The sequence below is a fragment of the Botrimarina colliarenosi genome (assembly GCF_007859955.1).
GTDB classification, from domain to species: Bacteria; Planctomycetota; Planctomycetia; order Pirellulales; family Lacipirellulaceae; genus Botrimarina; species Botrimarina colliarenosi.
The window spans coordinates 48,353-69,846 of sequence record NZ_SJPR01000002.1 but is presented as its reverse complement, the minus strand read 5'-3'; the positions used below and the strand labels follow the sequence as shown (position 1 = coordinate 69,846).

14 protein-coding genes are annotated in these 21,494 nt (G+C 62.5%); 9 read left to right on the top strand and 5 right to left on the bottom strand.

Going from position 1 to position 21,494, the window contains the following annotated elements; all coding sequences use genetic code 11:
* Positions 1 to 66 precede the first annotated feature (66 nt).
* From Pla108_RS08465 to Pla108_RS08435, 7 genes are all read left to right on the top strand, one after another.
* On the top strand, positions 67 to 924 hold the full coding sequence (locus Pla108_RS08465; RefSeq protein WP_146444511.1) for an ABC transporter ATP-binding protein: 858 nt from the start codon (positions 67 to 69) through the stop codon (positions 922 to 924).
* Between the two features lie 57 nt (positions 925 to 981).
* The gene (locus tag Pla108_RS08460; RefSeq protein WP_146444510.1) at positions 982 to 1,935 is read left to right on the top strand and encodes an ABC transporter ATP-binding protein; all 954 of its coding nucleotides are present in this window, start codon (positions 982 to 984) and stop codon (positions 1,933 to 1,935) included.
* 98 nt (positions 1,936 to 2,033) lie between these two features.
* Complete coding sequence (locus tag Pla108_RS08455) at positions 2,034 to 2,876, top strand: hypothetical protein (RefSeq protein ID WP_146444509.1); 843 nt, start codon at positions 2,034 to 2,036, stop codon at positions 2,874 to 2,876.
* A gap of 15 nt (positions 2,877 to 2,891) precedes the next feature.
* Positions 2,892 to 4,580: a DmsC/YnfH family molybdoenzyme membrane anchor subunit gene (locus Pla108_RS08450; RefSeq protein ID WP_146444508.1), complete on the top strand. Its 1,689-nt coding sequence runs from the start codon at positions 2,892 to 2,894 to the stop codon at positions 4,578 to 4,580.
* Positions 4,577 to 6,835, top strand: coding sequence for a molybdopterin oxidoreductase family protein (locus Pla108_RS08445; RefSeq protein WP_146444507.1), 2,259 nt, complete (start codon positions 4,577 to 4,579; stop codon positions 6,833 to 6,835). The genes Pla108_RS08450 and Pla108_RS08445 overlap by 4 nt, the downstream gene beginning before the upstream one ends.
* Positions 6,832 to 8,682: a NirA family protein gene (locus Pla108_RS08440; RefSeq protein WP_146444506.1), complete on the top strand. Its 1,851-nt coding sequence runs from the start codon at positions 6,832 to 6,834 to the stop codon at positions 8,680 to 8,682. The genes Pla108_RS08445 and Pla108_RS08440 overlap by 4 nt, the downstream gene beginning before the upstream one ends.
* 136 nt (positions 8,683 to 8,818) lie before the next feature.
* The gene (locus Pla108_RS08435) at positions 8,819 to 10,372 is read left to right on the top strand and encodes a sulfite reductase subunit alpha (protein ID WP_146444505.1); all 1,554 of its coding nucleotides are present in this window, start codon (positions 8,819 to 8,821) and stop codon (positions 10,370 to 10,372) included.
* A 208-nt stretch (positions 10,373 to 10,580) separates the two neighbouring features.
* Here the strand turns inward: Pla108_RS08435 and Pla108_RS08430 are convergent, their stop codons facing one another.
* From Pla108_RS08430 to Pla108_RS08420, 3 genes are all read right to left on the bottom strand, one after another.
* Positions 10,581 to 12,317: an ammonia-forming cytochrome c nitrite reductase subunit c552 gene (locus Pla108_RS08430; protein WP_231934383.1), complete on the bottom strand. Its 1,737-nt coding sequence runs from the start codon at positions 12,315 to 12,317 to the stop codon at positions 10,581 to 10,583.
* Between the two features lie 3 nt (positions 12,318 to 12,320).
* Positions 12,321 to 12,776 carry a cytochrome c nitrite reductase small subunit gene (gene nrfH / locus Pla108_RS08425; protein WP_231934381.1) on the bottom strand — a complete coding sequence of 152 codons (456 nt, stop codon included), beginning with the start codon at positions 12,774 to 12,776 and terminating at the stop codon, positions 12,321 to 12,323.
* A 346-nt stretch (positions 12,777 to 13,122) separates the two neighbouring features.
* Complete coding sequence (locus Pla108_RS08420; protein WP_197526392.1) at positions 13,123 to 14,754, bottom strand: alginate export family protein; 1,632 nt, start codon at positions 14,752 to 14,754, stop codon at positions 13,123 to 13,125.
* A gap of 569 nt (positions 14,755 to 15,323) precedes the next feature.
* Here Pla108_RS08420 and Pla108_RS08415 point away from each other — a divergent pair.
* Together Pla108_RS08415 and Pla108_RS08410 are read left to right on the top strand one after the other, a co-directional pair.
* Positions 15,324 to 16,793 carry a sigma-54-dependent transcriptional regulator gene (locus Pla108_RS08415; protein ID WP_146444502.1) on the top strand — a complete coding sequence of 490 codons (1,470 nt, stop codon included), beginning with the start codon at positions 15,324 to 15,326 and terminating at the stop codon, positions 16,791 to 16,793.
* 9 nt (positions 16,794 to 16,802) lie between these two features.
* Complete coding sequence (locus Pla108_RS08410) at positions 16,803 to 19,007, top strand: ATP-binding protein (RefSeq protein WP_146444501.1); 2,205 nt, start codon at positions 16,803 to 16,805, stop codon at positions 19,005 to 19,007.
* A gap of 132 nt (positions 19,008 to 19,139) precedes the next feature.
* Here Pla108_RS08410 and Pla108_RS08405 read toward each other — a convergent pair whose 3' ends face one another.
* Positions 19,140 to 20,252, bottom strand: a complete 1,113-nt coding sequence (locus tag Pla108_RS08405) for a GNAT family N-acetyltransferase (protein ID WP_146444500.1) — start codon at positions 20,250 to 20,252, stop codon at positions 19,140 to 19,142.
* 297 nt (positions 20,253 to 20,549) lie between these two features.
* Entirely contained in the window at positions 20,550 to 20,981 is a 432-nt protein-coding gene (locus Pla108_RS08400; RefSeq protein ID WP_146444499.1) for a hypothetical protein, read from the bottom strand.
* Positions 20,982 to 21,494: the final 513 nt, after the last annotated feature.

Below are 21,494 nucleotides of genomic sequence, written 5' to 3'. Positions count from 1 at the left end.
AACAATCTGCGAACCTGCCACAACGCCTTCCTGTTACCGACTAGACGCTGACAACCAACCCCTTACATGCCTTACCTCGAACTTGACAACGTCTCGTTTGGCTTCGGCCCCGTATCGAATCGGTACGAGGTGTTGAAGAACGCCTCGCTGCAGGTCGCGCGCAACGAGTTTGTCGCCGTGATCGGATTCTCCGGCAGCGGCAAGAGCACGTTGATATCGCTCCTGGCCGGGCTGGAGAAGCCTGACTCGGGGGAGGTCCGGATGGCGGGAAAGCCGATCCGGGAGCCCGGCCCCGACAAGGGGATCATGTTCCAGAACTACTCGCTGCTGCCGTGGTTGAGCGTCTACGGCAACATCGAACTGGCGGTCAAACAGGTCTTTCCCGAGATGGCCGCCGGGGAGCGTCGCGACTACTGCCGGCACTACATCGCGATGGTGAACCTCGCCGGGTCGGAGTGGAAACTCCCCGGTGAATTGTCCGGTGGCATGCGGCAACGGCTCAGCCTGGCCCGCACGCTGGCGATGAAGCCTGAGGTGCTGCTGTTGGATGAGCCGCTCTCGGCGCTCGACGCGCTGACGCGGTCGGTACTGCAGGACGAGATCATCCGCATCTGGGAGGAAGACCGCCGCACCGTGGTGATGATCACTAACGACGTCGACGAAGCGGTCATCATGGCGGACCGCATTGTGCCGCTAACGACCGGTCCCGCCGCGGCGTTCGGCCAGGAGTTCGTCGTGACGCTCGATCGGCCGCGTGAGCGGGCGACGTTGAACTTTAACGAGGAGTTCAAACACCTCCGCAACGAAGTGACCAAATACCTGCTGCGGCTCAACGCCAAGGCGAAAGTGCTTTCTTCGACGAGCGAGTTGCCGCTGCCCGATCTGGACCCGGTCATTCCGGGAGCCCGTATGGCGATGGCGTAACGAAACTCCCACCCTGTCCGGGGAGGGAAGAATTATACGGATCAACATCAGAGCCTTATGGCCGAAAGCCTCTCACCAACCGACCGGCGTTACGTCGAGATCTACAATCTCGTCAAGGCTTACCCCAACCCCTACGGTGAGGCGGTGCGCGTCGTCGATGGTTTCAACCTCGTCCTGCAGAAGGGGGAGGTCGTCAGCGTCATTGGCCACTCCGGTTGCGGCAAGAGCACCGTGCTGACGATGCTCGCTGGCCTCAATGAGATCTCCGGCGGGAATATCGCCGTCGCCGGCCGAGAGATCGCGGGACCGGGGCCCGACCGCGCCGTCGTCTTCCAGTCGCCGTGTTTATTGCCTTGGATGACGTCGCTGGAGAACGTCCTTCTCGGCGTGGACCGCGTCTACCAGCACGGCACGAAGCGGCAGCGTCGCGAGATCGCCGAGCACTATCTTGCGGCGGTTGGGTTGTCCGATTCGTTTCACAAGTTCCCCCGTGAGATGTCGGGCGGAATGCAGCAGCGGGTTGGCATCGCCCGAGCGATTGCCCTCAAGCCGCGTGTGCTACTTCTGGACGAGCCTTTCGGGCGTCTCGATTCGCTGACGCGGATGGACCTGCAAGACGTGATCCTGCGGATCCTCGACCGCGAGCGGATCACCACCATGATCATTACGCACGACGTCGATGAAGCGATCTACATGTCCGACCGCGTCTGCATGATGACTAGCGGCCCCAACGCCCGGGTTGGGCAGGTGCTCGACCTCCCGTTCGAGAGGCCCCGCAACCGGGCGGCCGTGCTTGAGCACCCGATGTACTACGACCTCCGTGGCGCGCTTGTGTCATTCCTCGAAGAACAAGACCACGGCGGCGCCAAGCCGAAGGACCCCGATACGTCGAACTGGGACGACACGATGCACATGGTCGAGGCGATGAGCGCCACGCACCACGAGTTCCCCGCGTACACCCTCGCCGAACCCACCGAGGCCGAGAACCAATTGATTGGCTCGGGCGCGTGAGCGAGACGCCCACACCACAACCTTCCTTCAATCTCTCTATTGCTGTCGCAGATATGCCTTTAGCCGTCGCAGGTATGGAAGTCGCCGGACGCAGTTTAGTGCGATCGATAGCTGTTTACCGACGGGATGAGTCGGGACAGCGGCTCGTTGCGCACTGTTGTGGCGAGGGGATTTTCCACCTCGGCGAGGGGGCCGTCGGGCGTGCCGGGGCCGAGGGAACGCCGACAATCGAACGCGAGGGAGACATCGCCACCGTGGCGGTCCCGTCGATGCAGGGGGAAGTCTGCCGTGGCGTGACCACATTCCGCTGCGACACGGGGGGCGACTTCCGCGGCGCCTGCGAGGTTTGGCGCCGCAACGAACGGGGCGAGCTCGGTCTGGCCGAGAACCTGTACGCGGGACTCGATCGGTTAGAGCAAATCACAAAGTACGTGAAGTTTCCTCGCCGGGCAGGCCTGCCAGGCCGTGTCTGGGACGATCGGTTCCCGCGCGTACTGGGGGCGTTGCAAGACTCGAAGCACTTTATCCGCGTCGCGGCCGCCCGGACGGAACAGCTCACCTCGGCGGTGGGGATTCCTTTTATGGGGCGTCCCCCCGAGCTCGATGCGGTCTTGCTCCTCCTCAATACAAAGCAGACGCCCATCGCCAAGGCGATGGAAGTCTGGGCCCGTGACCTGACGACGAATCAACTCCGCATCGTTTCGGCCGACTACGGCCCCTACACGGCGCTGGCGTCGGTGAGCCGGCGTCTTTCCCTCCGCCACGGTGAAGGCCTTGCCGGCCGCGTGTTTCGCGACAGCGCCCCCTACGCGACCCACGACCTGCTGGGCAAAGAGTTCCCGCGCGGCGACTGCTTCGCCGAGTACGGCTTTGAACAGGGGGTTGGGCTGCCCGTGTTTATCGGCGCCGACCTGGTCGCCAGCGTCAATCTCTATCTTTAGCAGACGCGAATCAGCATGACGGCGATCGCCGCCAAAGCCGAACTGCAACGACCCGAGGGCGACGGCCCGGCAGGGCTGCTACGCGCGTTGCTAGACGATTCGCGGGAGATGACAGCGGTCGAGCGTTTCGCCAAGTTGCACGATGAGGGCGCCCCTCCCGCGCAGTCCAAGTATTACCGTGACCTCATCCCTGCAGGACTGCCTGATCAAGGCGAGCAGTACGCCTTCGATGTCGATCTCGACGCCTGCAGCGGCTGCAAAGCGTGTGTCAGCGCGTGCCACCACCTCAACGGCCTCGAACCCACCGAAACCTGGCGGAACGTTGGCCAGCTCTACGGCGAGGGTTCCTCGTTGGGAGGGACGTCGGGAGGACTCCCGGTCCTCCAGCATGTCACCACGGCGTGTCACCACTGTGTTGATCCCGGTTGCCTCGCCGGTTGCCCAACCAACGCCTACGAAAAAGACCCCGTCACGGGGATCGTCCGTCATCTCGACGACCAGTGCTTCGGCTGCCAGTACTGCACCATGGCGTGCCCGTACGAGGTTCCGCAGTACAGCAAATCGAAAGGCATTGTCCGAAAGTGCGACATGTGCCACGGCCGACTGGCCGCGGGCGAGGCGCCCGCTTGTGTCCAGGCGTGCCCCAACGGGGCAATCCGCATTACCGTGGTTGATGTCGCCGAGACCGTCGCACGCACCGATCGCGGGCTGTTCCTGCCCGATTCGCCGCCGTCCCAGCTCACCAACCCCACGACGGTCTACCGAACCAAGCGCGGACTTCCGACGAACGTTGCGGGCGCCGACGCCGGCTTCGCCGAGCCCCAACACGCCCACGCCCCGCTCGTGGCGATGCTCACTTTGACACAGTTCTCGGTTGGTGCGGTCGCCGTCGGGTCAGTTGTCCGTTGGCTGGGCGGGGGCGTTGGGGCCGATGCGGCGATCGTGCTGGGCATGCTCGCCGGTCAGGCGGGCCTCGCCGTGGCGCCGCTCCACTTGGGCCGACCCCACTTGGCGTTCCGGGCGGTCCTTGGTTGGCGGCACTCTTGGCTTAGCCGCGAGGCGATCATGTTCGGCGTCTACGCCGCGTTTTCAATCGGCGCCGCGGTGTTTGCGACCTTGCCCTATGTCGAACCCTGGATGCCCGAGTTCGTTTCGAAACTCATCGAAAAGCTGGTCCCCGTCGCACTGCGGACGCCGGTGGAAGCCTTGGCCATCGTCGCCGGCGCGGTGGCTGTCTACTGCTCGGCCAAGATTTATATCTTTACCGGCCGTACCTTCTGGCTCGGTAGTCGCTCGCTACTAAAATTCGCTGGGACAGCCCTTGTCCTTGGACTGGCTGCGGCCTCCGCGACCATTGGAATCGCCGGAGGTTCGGCGAGCGCGTTGGCGTGGTTGGCGGTCATCGTGGCAGGGGCCAAGCTTGCCTACGAGGCCAGCCTGCTAGCGCACCGTCTTGACCACGAAGGCGATCTCCGCCTGACGGCGCGCTTGCAACTCGGCGCCCTGAAGCCGGTTACCGTCGCTCGCTTCGCAGTCGGAGCCGCCGGCGTGGCGTCCTTGCTAATCGCGGGACTGGGAGTTTTGCCGCCGCTCTTCGCGCCGCTTGGCGCCACCGCCCTCTTGGCCGGCGAGTTCGTGGAACGTTGGCTCTACTTCAGCACGGTCGTCCCTCTGCGGATGCCGGGAGGGATGCCGACACGATGAGCACTGTAACGAAGCAGCCGGGAGCGGAGTCGCCCTCTGAGAAGCAGGGCCTACTTGGGCAACTCTTGAACATCGTCCACCAGAAAAATGGAGTCCTGACGCGGGAGCTCTTACGCGAGCCCGGCCGGTTTGGTCTGGGGCAGGTGCCGTCGAGGCTCAAGCCCGATGCGACGACCGACATGGTCTGCGGCTACTGCTCGACCGGTTGCAGCCTACGCATCCATCTCAAGGACGGAGAGGCGATCAACCTGACGCCGACCACCGAGTACCCGGTCAACCTCGGCATGGCCTGCCCTAAAGGGTGGGAGGCGCTTTCGGTGCTCGACGCCGACGACCGCGCGACGACACCCCTTCTGCGTACCGCAACGGGCGATCTGGCGCCCGTTTCTTGGGACCGGGCGATGACCACCATGCGGGACCGGTTCCAAAAGATCGGCCGCGAGCACGGGCCGGAGTCGGTAGCGTTCCTCAGCACAGGCCAACTCGTCACCGAAGAAATGGCCCTGCTCGGGGCGCTGACGAAGTTCGGCATGGGGATGGTCCACGGCGATGGCAACACCCGCCAGTGCATGGCTACCGCTGCGACCGCCTATAAAGAGTCGTTCGGCTTCGACGCTCCTCCCTTCACTTACCAAGACTTTGAAGAGTCGGACGTTATCTTCCTGGTTGGCTCGAACCTGTGCGTGGCTCACCCAATCATGTGGGAACGCGTCTGCCGCAACCCGCATGCGCCCGCGATCATCGTCGTTGATCCGCGGCGGACCGAAACGGCGATGGCGGCCACACTCCACCTGCCCATCAAGCCGAAGAGCGACCTGTCGTTCTTCTACGCGTTAGCCCACATCCTGGTGCGCGAGGGCTGGATCGACCGCGAGTACATCGAAGAGAGCACCGACCGCTACGAAGAGTTTGCCGAGTTCGTTCACGCCTACACGCCGGAGCGAGCGGCGGAGGCGTCGGGCGTCCCCGTCGAGACCATCGAACAGGTTGCCCGCACGATCCACGAAGGCAAGCGGGTCTCGTTCTGGTGGACGATGGGGGTTAACCAAAATTACGAGGGGACCCGCATCGCCCAGAGCCTGATCAACCTAGCGCTGATGACCGGCAACCTGGGCAGGCCTGGCGCCGGCGCCAACAGCATCACGGGCCAGTGCAATGCGATGGGCTCACGGATCTTCAGCAACACAACAGGCCTCTACGCGGGCCGCGACTTCAAGAACGCCGAACATCGCCAAGAAGTCGCCGAGGTCCTCGACATCCCCGTCGAATCGATCCCGACCGTCGATAGCTGGCCCTACCACCAGATCATCGAAGGCATCCGCACCGGGGCGATCAAGGGGTTATGGGTTATCTGCACCAACACGTCGCATTCGTGGATCCACCAGGAAGACGCCCGTGAGTTGCTGTCGAAGCTCGACTTCCTAGTCGTACAGGACATGTACCACACGACCGAAACGGCTCAGCAAGCCGACCTCGTCCTTCCCGCGGCCGGCTGGGGCGAGAAGGAAGGGACCTTTATCAACAGCGAGAGACGCTTTGGTGTCGTCAAAAAAGTCCGCCGACCACCGGGCGAAGCGTTGCCGGACTTCTCGATCTTCCGTCTTGTAGCCGACTACTGGGACTGCGGCGAGATGTTCCAGCGTTGGTCGTCACCCGAAGCGGCTTTCGGCGTGATGCAAGACCTTTCGCGGGGCCGGCCGTGCGATCTCACCGGGATGGGAGACTACGCCTCGATCGACCACGCCGGCGGCGCCCAGTGGCCTTGCGTCGAGCCGGCCGCCGAAGTCGATCAACAACGCCGCCTCTTCGAAGACGGCCGTTTTTACCACGAAGACGGCCGCGCCAAGTTCATCTGGGAAGAGACCCGGGCGATGCCCGAGGAGCCCGACAAGAGCTACCCCTACCTGCTACTGACGGGCCGCGGCGCCGCGTCGCAATGGCACACCCAGACCCGCACCGGCAAGTCGGCGGTTCTACGGAAGCTCTACCCGCAAAGTATCTACGTCGAGGTCCACCCCGACGACGCCCGTCGAGAGGGGATCCAACAGCACAGCCAAGTCTCGGTCGCTTCGCGCCGCGGCAAGCTTACGGCGACTGCTTTCCTGACGCCCACCGTTCAGCCCGGCCAAGTGTTTATCCCGATGCATTACGAAGCGACCAACCGGCTGACGCTGGCGCATTTCGACCCTTACTCACACCAACCGAGCTACAAGGACTGCGCCGTAAAGCTTGAGGCGTTGGAGTCAGAACTATGAGCGAATCGAATGACGGCGACGGCGGCTTCTCGCGCGAGCAGCAGAACTATCTGCAAGGCTTTGCCCTCGGCGCCGACGTCTCTCGTAAGGTGCGCGGCCTCCCGGTCCTGTCGAACAGTGGCGGGGCGTTGGACGACACCGTTGTCGTCGGCGCGCTGCAGCCGGCGGGTGGCCTTCTGCCCTACGACCCGATGGCGGCGCACCACGCCGCGCAGGACGAGCAAGTCGCCGCCGGCGGAAAGCTTGTCGCCGAGGAGAAGGCGAAGCGTGACAAAAACCCCCGCGACATGTGGGACGAGTTGCGGGCTCGCGCCGCAGCCGACGAGTTCCCCAAGGGAACCGATGTCTTCCTCACCAAGTATCACGGACTGTTCTATGTTGCTCCCGCGCAGGACTCGTACATGTGTCGGCTGCGGTTCCCTGGCGGGGCGATCCGCTCGTGGCAGCTTCGCGGGCTTGCGGACCTCGCCGACCGCTCGGCCGGAGGCTACGCCGACGTCACAACGCGGGCCAACCTCCAGCTGCGCGAGATCCCCGCCAGGGAGTCCCTCAACGTCCTCACCGGATTGCGTGATCTAGCGATCATCAACTTCGGCGCCGGGTCGGACAACATCCGCAACGTGACGGCGAGCCCCCTCAGTGGTCTCGATCCAACGGAATTGATCGACACGCTCTCGCTCGCTAGGGAGATGCACTACTACCTAATCAACCACCGTGAGCTCTACGGCTTGCCGCGGAAGTTCAACATCGCCTTTGACGGTGGCGGGTCGATCGCGGCGCTCGAAGACACCAACGACGTCGGGTTCACCGCCGTCCGTCTTAAATCCGAGTTCGTGTCCGAGTCGCTACGTGAGGGGGTCTACTTTCAGTTCACCCTCGGTGGCATTACGGGGCACAAGGACTTCGCCAAGCCCACGGGCGTCCTGCTGAAGCCAGAGGAGACCGTCGAGGTCGCCGCCGCTGTCGTGAGGGTGTTCATCCGTAACGGCGACCGGACCAATCGCAACAAGGCGCGACTCAAATACGTCCTGGACAGCTGGGGATTCGACAAGTTCGTCGCCGAGGTTGAGAAGGACTTGGGGCGTGAACTGACCAAAGCGCCGCTCGACGCGGTCGAGGCCCGTTCGTCCGACAACCGGCAAGGCCACGTTGGTGTCCACCCGCAGAAGCAACCGGGACTCAACTATGTCGGCGTTGTCCTTCCCGTGGGGCGGATCACGAGTGATCAGATGCGAAGCCTCGCTTCAATCTCGGAGAAGTTCGGCGATGGCGACCTCCGGCTGACCGTCTGGCAGAACCTGCTGGTCACCAACGTACCCGACGATTCGGTCGCCGCCGTTACTGCGGAAATCGAAGCGATCGGGCTCGAGTGGCGGGCGACTAGCGTCCGCGCAGGGCTCATCGCTTGCACAGGATCGGCGGGATGCAAGTACGCTGGCGCGCCGACCAAGGCGAACGCGATGGCGATCGCGGACTACGTCGAAGAGCGTCTCGAGCTCGACGTCCCGGTCAACATCCACCTGACGGGGTGCCACCATTCGTGCGCCCAGCACTACATCGGCGATATCGGCCTGATCGCCGCCAACGTCGAGGACCCCGACAACCCCGACGAAACGGTCGAGGGTTACCACCTCTTCGTCGGCGGCGGCTACGGCGAGCGGCAGGGCATCGGCCGAGAGTTGTACAACGGCGTGGCGTTCCGCGACGTACCGGCCCGTGTCGCGGGGCTGTTGCAGGCGTACCTCGACAACCGCGAGTCGCCCGCCGAGGCGTTCGTCGATTTTACGCGACGCGTCGAGACCGATGTGCTGCGGGCAATGTGCCTCGGCACGCCCGTCACCGCCTAGCTCAACGACTCACCACAGCCACACGACGAAGCAAGCCCCGATTTGTCTTCCCAATTCCCTGCCTACGCCTGAAGGGCATTCCGCCGCTTGACGCCGAATCGCGATGCGGCCGTCGTGGTGAAAGCCAATTCCCACCATGAGTGTATCAATCATCCCTGAATCGGCGCCCTTCAACGCCGAACAGCGCGCCTGGCTCAACGGTTTTCTAGCCGGATGGACCGGGGTTCACCCCGGCGGCGCGGCAGCGGCGCCGAGCGGCGATGGTGGCGTGGCGACGTTGCCGGCGCCGGCCGAAGCGGAGGAAGACTTTCCGTGGCACGACCCCGGACTGCCGATCGACGATCGGCTCGCGCTGGCGGACGGAAAGCCGGTTAAGCGGCGACTGATGGCCGCGATGGCGCAGCTCGATTGCGGCGCCTGCGGCTATGTCTGCAAGTCCTACTCCGAGGCGATCGCCGCGGGAGAGGAGAAGAATCTTACACTCTGCTCGCCGGGCGGGAAAGAAACCGCCAAGACGCTCAAGCGGCTGCTCAAGGAAGAACCTGCCGGGCAGCCTTCCGCAAACGGGTCGGGCGTGAATGGCGCCATCGCCGCCAAGCCGACAGGGTACGGCCGATCGAATCCCTACGAGGCCGTGCTTAAGGCGGGCTACAACCTCAACGGCGACGGATCGTCCAAGCACACTTCGCATGTCGTCATCGACCTTGGGGAGAGCGGGCTCACTTACGAGGCGGGCGACTCGCTGGGCGTCTACCCGACAAACTGCCCCGAGTTGGTGGAGGAGATCCTCGGGCAACTCGGGCTGGCTGGCGACGCCGCGCTCGGCAAGCGGCTGATCGATGAGTTCAATCTCCGTGACGCGTCGGACGAGTTGCTTGAATTGCTCGCCGCGTCGGCGACGGACCCGGACGAGGAATTGGCGACTGCGTCGTTAATCGACGCCGACGAGTTAGACACGCTCGACGTGCTCGACGTCCTGCGGAGAGCCCCTTCGGCAACGATCACGGCCGATGACTTTGTCGCCTGCCTCACGGAGATGGCGCCGCGGCTTTACTCAATCGCCAGCTCGCTGAAGGCGCACCCGGGGGAGGTCCATCTCACGGTTGGCAAGGCGACCACGCGAGCTGGAGACCGCCTCTACAAAGGGGTCGCCTCGACGATGTTTGCTGACCGCATGTCGGCGGGCTCCAAGGTGCGGGTCTTTGTCCAGCCTTCGCACGGCTTCAGCGTACCTGCGAACGGTGGGTCTCCGATGATCATGGTCGGCCCCGGCACGGGGATCGCCCCCTTCCGGGCGTTCCTCGAAGAACGCCAGGCGACCGGCGCGACGGGGATGAACTGGCTCTTCTTCGGCGACCAGCACGAGGCGTGTGATTTCATCTACAAAGATGAGTTGTCCGCGATGCAATCGTCCGGCCTCCTGACCAATCTCAGTACCGCTTTCAGCCGTGACCAAGAAGAGAAGATCTATGTCCAGGATCGCATGCGCGAGGCGGGCGCCGAGCTCTGGGAATGGCTCGAAGGGGGCGCCTCGTTCTATGTCTGCGGCGACGCCAAACGAATGGCCACCGACGTCGATAGCGCGCTGCACGACGTAATTGAAAGGCACGGCGGCAAGAACGCGAGTGAGGTGAAAGCGTACATTGATAAGCTGAAGGAGACAGGCCGTTACGCTCGCGACGTGTACTAGCAACGCTCTTCTCGCTAATCCGCGGGCCGTTGTCGTCGACCCCAGCATGTCGGCGTTCTGCCTGCTTCGGCGTCTTGTCAAGCTCGCCTCGCCGGCGACTTAAAGCGCTACGCCCACAAAAAGTCGCTCTAGCGACACGCGGGCCTTGCATCGACTTATCGGTCTGACAGCGTGGGGTTGTTTCGGGGTGAGACCTACGTCCGAAGAGTCAGCCGGCGTTCTCGTCTCCGAGAGACGACGGCGCTGGTGCGCGTTGTTCTTCGGCAATCACCTTGTCGGGCGTCACCCCCTGGATCGGCTCGATGGGGATCCCTTCGATGTCGGGCGCTGCGGGGGCCCGGATTCGGAGGGCCGTCGCTTCTGCCTGTCGGCTGTAATCGATCGATTCGCCAAGGATCCGGGCCGCCTCTTGCGGGGCGTGGAAGCCTCGCGAGTTCTCGCTACTGATATAGTCAAGACGCCACATCGCCTTGCGTTGTAGGTCCAGCGCTGGCTGCAACGATTCCGCGTCTGCGCCAGCGGCCTTGGCTTCGAGGATCGCGTCGAGCATGTCCGTCATCGCCCCGGCCGCGCGCTCAAGCAAAGCGAGGTTCGTTGATTGGATTGTTTCAACACGTTCCTTGAGCTGGCTCTCACTGATGTGATGGCAGTTCTGGCAGGCGGCGTTGAGGTTCTCTAGCGGTGAGCGGACATGGTGGTTGCTCACCTTGGCCGCGCCGACACGCTGGTACGGCATATGGCAGTCGGCGCAGCTGACGCCGTTGCGGGCGTGGACTCCCTGGCTCCAGAGCTCAAACTCGGGGTGCTGCGCTTTATAGACATTCGCTCCCGTCTCGCCGTGCGTGTAGTCGTAGAAGGCCGAACCGTCCGGAAATGTCGTCTCGTCCCAGGTGCGCTCAAGATCCTCCATCTTCAGGCCGTTCTTCCAGGGGAAGGTCAGCGTCATCTTGTTGGCGCAGTAGTACTCGACGTGGCACTGGCCGCAGACAAACGATCGCAGCTCTTGCCGCGTGGCGTCGGTGTTGGGGTCGTAGGGCTGCGTGCGGTCGCCGCGGCGCCACCGCTCGACGCTCGGCAGGTGCGCGACGGGCGCGTCGCCATCGGCCAACGCCGCGATGCCGTTAATGAACCCGGGTCGGGTGATGCGGATCGCCATCGTTTGCGGGTTGTGGCAATCGATACAGGTGACCGGGTGAGCTTCGCCGCCTCCGGTTGCAGGGTGTCCCTCGGGGAGAGGCGCGCCGGCCATCTCCTTAGTCGGAGCGGGCGGAAAGACGGGCGTCTCTTCACCCGGCGTGCCGTCGGGCGTCGCCTTCAAGAGGCCGAGCACTTCGGCGTAGCTCAAGGTGCTAACTTCCTCGAAGCCACGCTGAACCGCTTCCTTGTTGAAGTGGGCCGCCAGCACCTCGTCGGTCGCCTCTTTGCCCATCGCCTCAAGACCAACCTTGCGGTACATGACCGTCGTCGAGCCATGGCAATGCAAGCACGCTCCCGACTGGGGCTTCTTTGTGACCCTTTCGGTCACCCCCTGATCATAAAGCATGTAGGCATGACCGCGGGCCTCGCGGTAGTCAATGCTGAAGGCGTAGCCGGCGTACAGACGTTTGAGCCACGGCTGCTTCTCAAGCTTCGACTGGGGCATCGCGCTCGAACCGCCGTAAAACTTATCCCCTGCGGTCGACTTCCAGCCATCGTACTGGTTCGGCCAGTTAAGCCCCCAAGGTTCGGGATCGACCGAGATCTCGTTGATCTCGGCGACCCGGACAAACGGCTGCCGGGCCTCCTGCTTGCGGCTATAGATCGTCACCAGGACCCAGGCGACAAGGGCCGTGCCGATCGCGGCGACTACGAAGGCTAACGCCAGCAAGGCGACGCCGCCTAGACGGTCATTTTGGCGATGTCGTACCCACATCGGGGACGTCACGGTGCTTCGGGTCCGTAGCATCAATCAGTATCCTTCGTAACGGCGTGGCGCGACCGATTGGGCATGGCCTACGCTGGCGTGGCAGTGGACGCAAGAAAGCATCTCACCCCCCGATTCCACGGGGAGCATGTGGTTGACGAGCTCTTGGTGGCAATCCAGGCAGGCGTGTTGAACGACCCGACTGTTCCGGGCCTTGATCTGGATCGGGTCCTTGAAGTCGCCCGTCGTAAACGCGAGCGAGTGGAAGAAGCCGTTGTCCGCCTTTGTCAGGTACTTGCCCACCAAGTCGTGTGGCGCGTGACAATCGTTGCAGACCGCTACGGCGTGGTGGCTCGACTTTTGCCAGGAGTCGTACGAGTCCTGCATCACGTGGCAATTGGCGCACGTCTGCGGGTTATTGCCGAGGTAGGCGTACCCTTGGCCGTAACCGAACGTGAAGACGCCCAGCCCCCCCAGCACACCGAACGACGCTGCTATCACTAGCGGCCCCAACCATGCAGGGGCGTCACCACGACGATGTTCAGACGTGAAGAGACCCAATTGAGCGCCTTCAAAAAAGCAAGAAAAGGCGTACAAGACAGTCTTGTTAGACCGGCTTGTACGATCGGTTCAGCCAACTTCGATTAGACGTTCCGAATGTAGCAAGGCAGGTGGCGATGTCGAGCGTCCTTGGTCACATTCCGCTCGTTTTGCGGGAAGCTTGCTGCCCACCTCGCAATACGAGGGAGCCGCGTCAAAAAAACGCGGGCCGCCCTCGAAGAGAACGGACCCGCGTTTGCAGAGCGAAGGGGGATCCAACAATCCCCGTAGAAGCCTGGCTGCAATCTCAGAAGTTGAGTTCCCACTGCGTGTAGAAGAAGTCGGGGTCAGTCGTTCCGATAATCTTGCTACCCGCCCACAGATGGCTGCAGCCAAACAGGATATTCGAACGCGCCGTCATGCTGTACTTGGCGATAAGGTCAAGTTCATTGCCAAAGTCGGTGCTGGTCGTGTTCTGCGCTCCGGCGAAGCCGACGCCAGGAACAACGTCCGTCGCCGAGTCGGTGCCGAGGTAGTAGTACCACATGAGCAGGTCCCACTTCGCCTGCGGCTTCATGGTCAGCAGCACGTTCGGCGAGATAATGTTCGAACGCGCCGCCGCGTCGATAAAGCCAAGATACTTGTGGGCCAGCGGGAACAGTTGGTTATAGCGGTTGTACGAGCCGTCACCGTGGTCGCCGGAGGCGTAATCGAAGTAGAACCACAACGTCGGGTCCCAAGCCATGTTGTCGAGCTTGTGGCCAAGGCCGGTGGTGATGAAGCCGGCGCTCTGGTCGAGGCCCAGACCGCTCTGCCGCCCGCCCTGGTACGCGCCTTCAACCTCGTAGAGCCACCCGTCGCCTGCGGTTCCCCAGACTCGCGAACCGAACGTGTGCAGCGAGAAGTCGGTCGCCACCGGAGCGCCGACGGTCTGGTTGTCGTAGCCGAGGTAGTAGAAGTCGAACGTCGCCTTCTCGTAGCCTGCGTAGGTCGAGTAAACGCCGTAGAACGACTGGTCGTAGTCGGCCTCGTCGAACTTGTCCGGCACGACGGGCACGAAATTGGTGTAGAAGCCGTCGATCGTCCAGTCACCGCTCTTGTAGAGGCCGCGGATACCCTCGAAGGTCCGACGGGTGTTCGCCCAGTCGAGCGGTGAGACGGTCCGTTGGGCGCCGAAGAGAAGCTCTTGCCGTCCGACTCGAAGCGTGAACTCGTCGGTCAGCTTGGCATCGAAGAAGGCGTTGAGAAGATCGGCGTAGTTCTCGTCGATCGCCCGTGGGTTGTAGGTGTCATTCGCCGACACGTCGGCGGCGATCCCTTCGACAAAGACGCGAACGTTGTCATTTACTTTCCAGTTGCCGTACAAGCGAAGTCGCGACAACAGAAAATCGTTGTCGGTGTCGAGGAAACCCTGATTAGGAGGAGCGGTCGTCGAAGACCGGCCCATGCCCCGCTCGTGGTGGTACCGCAGCCGGTACTGACCACCAATGTCTAGCGTCCCGAAGCGGCCGCAGTTGCCGACAGGCATTAGCTTTAGACCGTCGCCGAGGCAGCAGCCTTGGTACTTGGGGTCCTTCAAGTAGCTAAAGTCGTTGGCGTAGAAGACACCGGCGTGCGACTGAGCGCAGCGGTTGCCCTTCGCCGCCCCTTTTTTAGCGGCGACACAGGCGGGGCAACCGCAACCGACTCCACTGCCACAACCGATCTCGTCACCACACCCATCGGCGCTCGCGTCACAGGAGGGGCAATCACAGGCAGGCTCTTCGGCTTCGCAGCAGAACGACACCCATTCCGAGTCACTCTCGGAATGGGTCATCACGGCGGGAGAAGAGACTCCATAGCCGTTCGGCATGAAGAGGCTCTCTTGAGCATCCGCCCCGGTGGCGCCCCAGCTAAAAGCGAGGGCCGTTCCCAGAGCGGTACATAAGATTACTCGCATCGTTGTTCTCGCTCTTCGTGTCCATGAGCCTGGAGGGAAGGCACCGGGTCCTTGGCGCCACGCGCGGGTTGTCTCGCCAAATGGGGGCCACATACTTGGCTGCGACGAGGCATTAGCGTGTGACGTCACGCAAATCCCGCCTCTTGCCCGCCTTACCCCTCTTCGACGTATAGGAGGACACGTACTTACCAAAAGCACTTCCGCCGGAATGGCTTCACATCGCCATAAGTATTTACCGCACAATGGGTTATGGTGTGGTAAAAACGAAGCCACCAGGTCATCCAGCGTCGATTGCACCCTCCGAGGCGTTTTCCTCGCGATAACCGCCTAAAAACCGAGCAGCGGACTCACTTGCCGGCGGCGTCACGCCATCGGATATTCTTACGGAGGCTACTAAAGCCCTCCGTTTTAGGGATCCGGGCATCCAAAGTGTGCTCGACTTGTCGGGGAGGCGCGGGAGTTGCACGCATCGACTGCACGGGCCGTAGACGCTCACCGACCTCCCCCGAATCGCAAGCCAACGACAATAAGAAGCGTCCGTGGTAGCTGATGTTACATCTCAAGTAACGATGCCGGACGGTCCCGTCGTCCTCGTCATCGACGACGATCCTCTCGTCTCGGTAGTTGTTCGCCGAGCCCTAGAAGGACTCCGTCACCGCCTCTTCACGGCGGGGGACGGGGCCACTGGCATCGCCGCGGTTACCGAACGTCGGCCCGATGTCGTCATCCTCGACAACGTCCTTCCCGACGGCCTGGGGCTCGGGGCCCTGTCAGAGATCCACCTCCTGGCGCCCAACGTGCCGATCCTGTTTGTGACCGCACGCGGCACCGGGGGGGCGGCGATCGAAGCGATGAAGCTCTGTGCGTTCGACTATCTTCCCAAGCCACTCGACCCTCCCAAGTTGCGGCTGCAGATCGAGCGGGCGTTGGCGTTGAGAACCGTCACCTTGGAGCGGGCGAAAGTCGCAGCCGGCGTCGAGAAGGCGATCTGGCCGCCGCTTCCAGGCCCGGCGATTCCGTCTCAACCGGCGGGACTCATCGGCGACTGCTCCGCGATGCAAACGGTCTTCAAGTCGATCGGCAAAGTCGCCCGCCAAGAGATCGCCGTGCTCATCAGCGGAGAGCACGGGACCGGCAAGGAGTCGGTCGCCCGCGAGATCCACGCCCATAGCCACCGCGCGATGGGTCCCTTCGTCAAGGTTCACTGCCGGGGAATGAGCGAACGCCGGCTCGACGAAGAATTGTTCGGCAGGGTGGAGACGCCCGACGACTCGGGGGGCGGGCGGGCCGCGGAGGCGGCCTCTGGTACGCTCGTCCTTCAAGAGATCGGCGCCGCCTCGCTCGGGTTACAAGCGAAACTGCTCAGCGCGGTCCGCGACGGCTACTACGAGTCCGGGGACGGGCATCGCCGCCCCTTTAGCTGCCGGTTGATCGCGATCACTACCGAAGACCTCGAGATCAAGGCTCGCGCCGGCGAGTTTCGTTCCGACTTCTACTACACGCTCTCGTCGTTTGTCATTGCGTTACCGCCGGTGCGCCAACGCCACGGTGACCTGCGCCTGTTGGTTGAATGCAGCGTGAAGAAGCTGCAGCCAATCGCCGCTGCCTTCGGTGTAAAAGACCCGCATGTTTCCGACGAAGCGATGCAGGCCCTCGCTTCGCACCTCTGGCCCGGGAATATTGACGAGCTGGAAAGTGTGTTGAAGCGCGCGTTGATCGAGCAAAAGGGAAACATCCTTCTGCCCAACGAGCTACTCCAAGCCGTATCGGGCCAATCGGCGGTGCCAACCGCAGAGAGGCCTGGAGCGTCGCGGTACGTCACCGATTGGGCGTCGTTCGTCGATATGCGCGTCGAAGCCGGCTCGGACACGCTTTACGCGGATGCGATTGCCGAGACCGAACGCAATCTCTTTATGCGTATCCTTCGCTACACGCGCGGCAACCAGGCGCAGGCCGCCCGCTCTCTGGGGATCACCCGGGCGAGTCTGCGGAAGAAACTCCGGCTCCACGGCATGACTGCTAAACCCCGCGAAGAGTGATCCCACCAGGTGAGCGTGCCGAATTTCAGCGATGGCGCAGCGTCCGAGAGCGATTCGGTGGTCACGAATGCAGGCCGTCGACTAACGCGGCTCTACATTCTGGCGCTGAGCACCGTCGCCCTTCTTTCTCTGGGGGCCCAGTGGCTCATCCAATGGCAACTCGGCGCCGGAGAGAGTGACTCCCGTGTGATCAATGTCGCCGGCCGTCAACGGATGCTCAGCCAGCGGCTCGCCAAGGCGGCCCTCCGCATCGACTCACGAGACTTAACGATGTCCGCGTTCGCGGACGACCCCCACACGCAAGAAGAGTTATCCGAAACGCTGGGAGAGTGGTCTGACAGTCATCTCGCCTTGCAGCACGGCGACAAGTCGGTTGGCCTCCCCGGTAATTCGAGCGCCGAGATCGAGCGACTCTTCGCCAAGATTGAACCGCACTACAACTTGATGCGGGAGGCCGCCGAAGAACTGATCGGCGACTCGGACACCTTGGCGAGGTCAGCCGCGGTCGCCACGATCCAAGAGCACGAACGCGAGTTCCTGTCGGGGATGGACGCCATCGTCACCCAGTTTGTCGCGGAGGCGGAGCGGCGAGTCTCCCAACTACGCCGGCTCGAGTACGCGATCCTCGCGTTGACCCTTCTCGTTCTCTTGGCAGAGGGCCTGATCGTCTTCCGGCCGGCGGTCAACCGGATCGAGCGGACCGTCGAACGGCTCGCTTCCCTGTCGCAGCGTCTGCAAGCCGCAAAGGAGCAGGCCGAGCGGGCGAGCACGGCGAAGACCCGATTCTTGGCGAATGTGAGCCACGAGTTACGCACCCCGATGACCGCTGTCCTGGGCATGACGGAGCTCGCCCGAGGAACCGACGACAGCGTGGAACGAGACAACTACCTAGCGATCGTCGAGGAGGCCGGCGAGTGTTTGCTTGGTCTACTAAACGACCTCATCGATATCGCGAGAATTGACGCCGATCGGTTGACGCTAAAGATCGACACCTTCGACCCGCTCTCACCGGTCTCGCGAACGATTCGACTGATGAGCCGGGCTGCCGAAGACAATCAGATCACGCTCCAATCAATTGAACCCGAAGTCCCGCCACCCCTTCTGCTCGGCGACCAAGAGCGACTCGTCCAGGTACTGCTCAACCTCACCAGCAATGCGATCAAAGCGACCGCCCGGGGTGGAGTTGAAATCCGTTGCAGCGGGACGCCCATCGACACGCATTCGTTCCGACTGACGTATGAAGTCATTGACTCGGGGATCGGGATTGCCGAAGTGGATCGAGAACGAATCTTCGAGACATTTACCCAGGTCGAAACCGCTGACGGTTCGCGGAGTGGCGGTGCGGGATTGGGGCTCGCCATCTGTCGCCGCATCATCGACGCCATGGGGGGCGAAATCCAACTGAAGAGCGAGCTCAATCACGGCACCCGTGTGACCTTCGCAGTGACCCTGCCAATTGCGCCCGCGAAAGTCATCCGTTCGCCTAGTCAGAACCCCAGTTCGCCATCCCGACCTCTCAACCTTCTGGTCGTTGAAGACACAGAGGTGAACCAGGTCCTGCTGCGGAAGTCTTTGGAGAAGGCGGGGCATCGAGTCACACTGACCGACGATGGCGAGTCCGCCTGCGAGGCTTACATGCTCGACCGGTTCGACGCCGTCATCATCGACCTTCAACTGCCCGGGATTGATGGCGCAGAGACCGCCAATCATCTTCGGAAGATTTCGCTTGCGGCGGGTGAAGGTCCGCCCCCGATGGTCTGCCTGACGGCCTACGCCGAACCCACCATCGCGTCGTCTCACGCATTGACGTTCGACGCTTATTTGACGAAGCCGATACGCCGAGAGGTTCTGCTTGCGACGCTCGACGACTTCACCTTTCAAGCGGCAGGTATCCGCCGGATCGAGGATATAGATCCCGACTTACTCGCCGAACTCACCGAAGTCTTCCTCGCAACGGCGCCAGCTCTCATTCACGAACTGAAGGTTGCCGTCGACGCCGGTGACCGTGGAAAGACCGGTGTGCTGTCGCACAAACTTCTCGGCCAACTGCCGTACTTCGACGCGGCCGAACTGCTCAATTCTGTGCAAAAGCTAGAGTCCGCAGCGTCGCGGCACGATACCGAATTAAGCGTGTTGCCGGCAGATATCTGGTCCGAGTTCGACGATCTGTTGTCGAAATTACGGGCGAGCGCCTCAATGCCATCGAAGAATTGAGGCCCCGCCGAGCAGTGCTTTTAGCAGGTGCTTCGAGTGACAACGTCGATGGATGTTGCGGGGTCGCTATGGTTCGAACCGGGACGGTCGCAAGGGCGGCGATTACGGTGTTTCCGCCGTCGCTGACTTCCGTTAGATCGGTGAACGTAGCTGCCGACGCCACTGACGGAGCTTCTCGCAACTAGAGTAGGAGAGACCGCGAATTTGATTCCGCAATCCGTGACCTGGCATAAAGTAGCTTGCCTGCGGTATTGGGCGGCCTCCTAGACGGTGCTTGTAGTCCTCGTCACCACGGAGCATGTCGAGGGTGTGGGCGCCCGCCTCGATCGCCATCCGCACCAAGGAGAAGTTGAGCATCCAGCCGGCATGGAGGGTGTCGAAACGCGGGTCACGCCCGGTGAGATAGATCGACAGCACTCCCTTACAAAGAACGCCAATCGCCGCGGCCGCTGGTTCCCCGTCGATTTTCAAGACGGCGAGTCGCAGCAACCCTTCGCTCAGCCACTGACCGGTGACGCTGTCAATGAACGGCGCAAAGTGCCGGTGCGAGAAGCACCCGCCCCCTTCCAACGATTCCCAGCGGAGCTCGTGCAACCGCTCGGTTTCGGCAAGACGCTCTTTTCGGGTCGCCTCGTCATAAGCAATCTCAAGCGTATACGTTTGCGGGTCGCCGTCGAGCCGTTTCAAGACGTGGCGAGCGAGGCGACGTGAGCTCTTGCCGAGGCCCAGGAAGTACCCGTCAAGGCTTGAAGGCAGCCGGCACACCCATCGCGATTGATCGATTACTCGCAGCATTCCGAGTGACGACTTTTTCAGATGATCGAAGAGGACGGCGACGCTTTGATCGCCATCGGTGACGCCCGAAAGCCACATCTCGTCCCAGCGTCCCGCAGCACGGTCGTCGATCAACCAATCGGCGATTAGTTGGCCAACCGCCTCCGTCCAGCCCTCGGCCGCGAGGATCGAGAGGTCGTCACCGCAGGCCTTGCCACCTCCGATAACCTCCAGCGCGCGGGTCGACGCACTCATCGGTCGTAAGCAGAACGCGGCCAGCCCAACCAGTTCGCCCGATTCGGTATGGATGGCCGCGATGTGCGGTTCGCAGCCGGAGCCAAAAGTGTCGAGCCAGCACTTCGCCCACTCAAACCTCCGGAAGACGTTGGGGCCGGCTAGCCGATTCCACCCTTCCCTTAAACTCGCCTTGAGCGAGGAGTACGTCGCTATCCGTAGGTTGCGATGATTCATGGGGGATAGTCAGAATCGCGGAATTCGGACAGGCACTGAGTCGGCAAGTCAAAAGCGGAAGTAGAGGGAGGGGCTAGCCGAGTCGCAACGCAGCACACAAACAACGAACACCAGAGCAGCGGCGACGCCGCTAAGCGATCCACCCCTGAAGTCGAATCGCCACGCATTGGGTGCAACCCAAGCTATCGACAACAGCACGGCTGCGTAGAGAAGCTTGAGCGCGCCGGTAGTTTGATGCCACGACAAGAGTTCCCTTGCTGGCTGCAACCGGTCGTTGAGCGTGATGCATTCGGGTGTCTAGCGCCGCAAAGCAGCCGTGCGGATCAGCTCGGAGTCGGGGCCAATCTGGTCGGCAAACGCGTCGATGTCGAGGCCGATAACAAGCACTCGAGGCGCTCGTGCACGCGTCGTCTCAAAACGTCGCGCCAGCGCCAAGAAGTCTTCGGTGCGGCCGTAGTAAACGCCGGCATTGTAGAACCCGACGCCCGTTACCGCCTCCAGTTGCGCGCGCGACAGCAGGAGGACTCGCGACGACCCCATGACAAGCCCGTCAGTAGCTGGACTCGCCTGGGAGACGCCCAGGGATTTATCGCCGCGGGCGGTGAGGGTTAGAGGCGGCCGGCCATGCTCGCCGTACTGATCGTAAGGATCGACCGACCAATTCAACGCCGATATCGCGCCGAAGCCGAGGGGGACGGTGAACGCTCGCAGAAAATGGGCGGCGGGCATGAGAGTCGCTGCGGCGGTGACGAGACTTTCACGTGCTAGTCTGCCTAAGCGGACCGGATGCGCAACGCTAGCTTACAAAGGGGGGCTCGACGCCACATTTCTCTACCGTGGCCCGTTGGTGCTACGCGGCATCGCTCCAAGCGTCATCATCGGACACTCTCTTCACGCCCTCGATCTGGTGCTCTGCGGCAATGGCAAAGATCGCTATCGGCAGTGCCGAAGTGAACCCGTCGTACACAGTAGCGATCTAGGCGGCGCAAGAAATGGCCCTGAAGCGGCCTCGAGCGTTTAAGAACCAGAACGCACAAAATCATTAGGCGAGTCCGTGACCGTCGCCTCTGCGTGAGCGCATCAACCGAGCATTCCTGGTTCTTGCCAACGACACAGATAACGTCCGGATAGTTGCGCACATATGAGAGGCCGCCCCGGCTTGGTAGGAATCGAGTTGTGAGATTCGAACCCCTACCAAGGCCAGGAGGCGACCGATGTCGAGTGTAGCAGGAGGCGTAGATG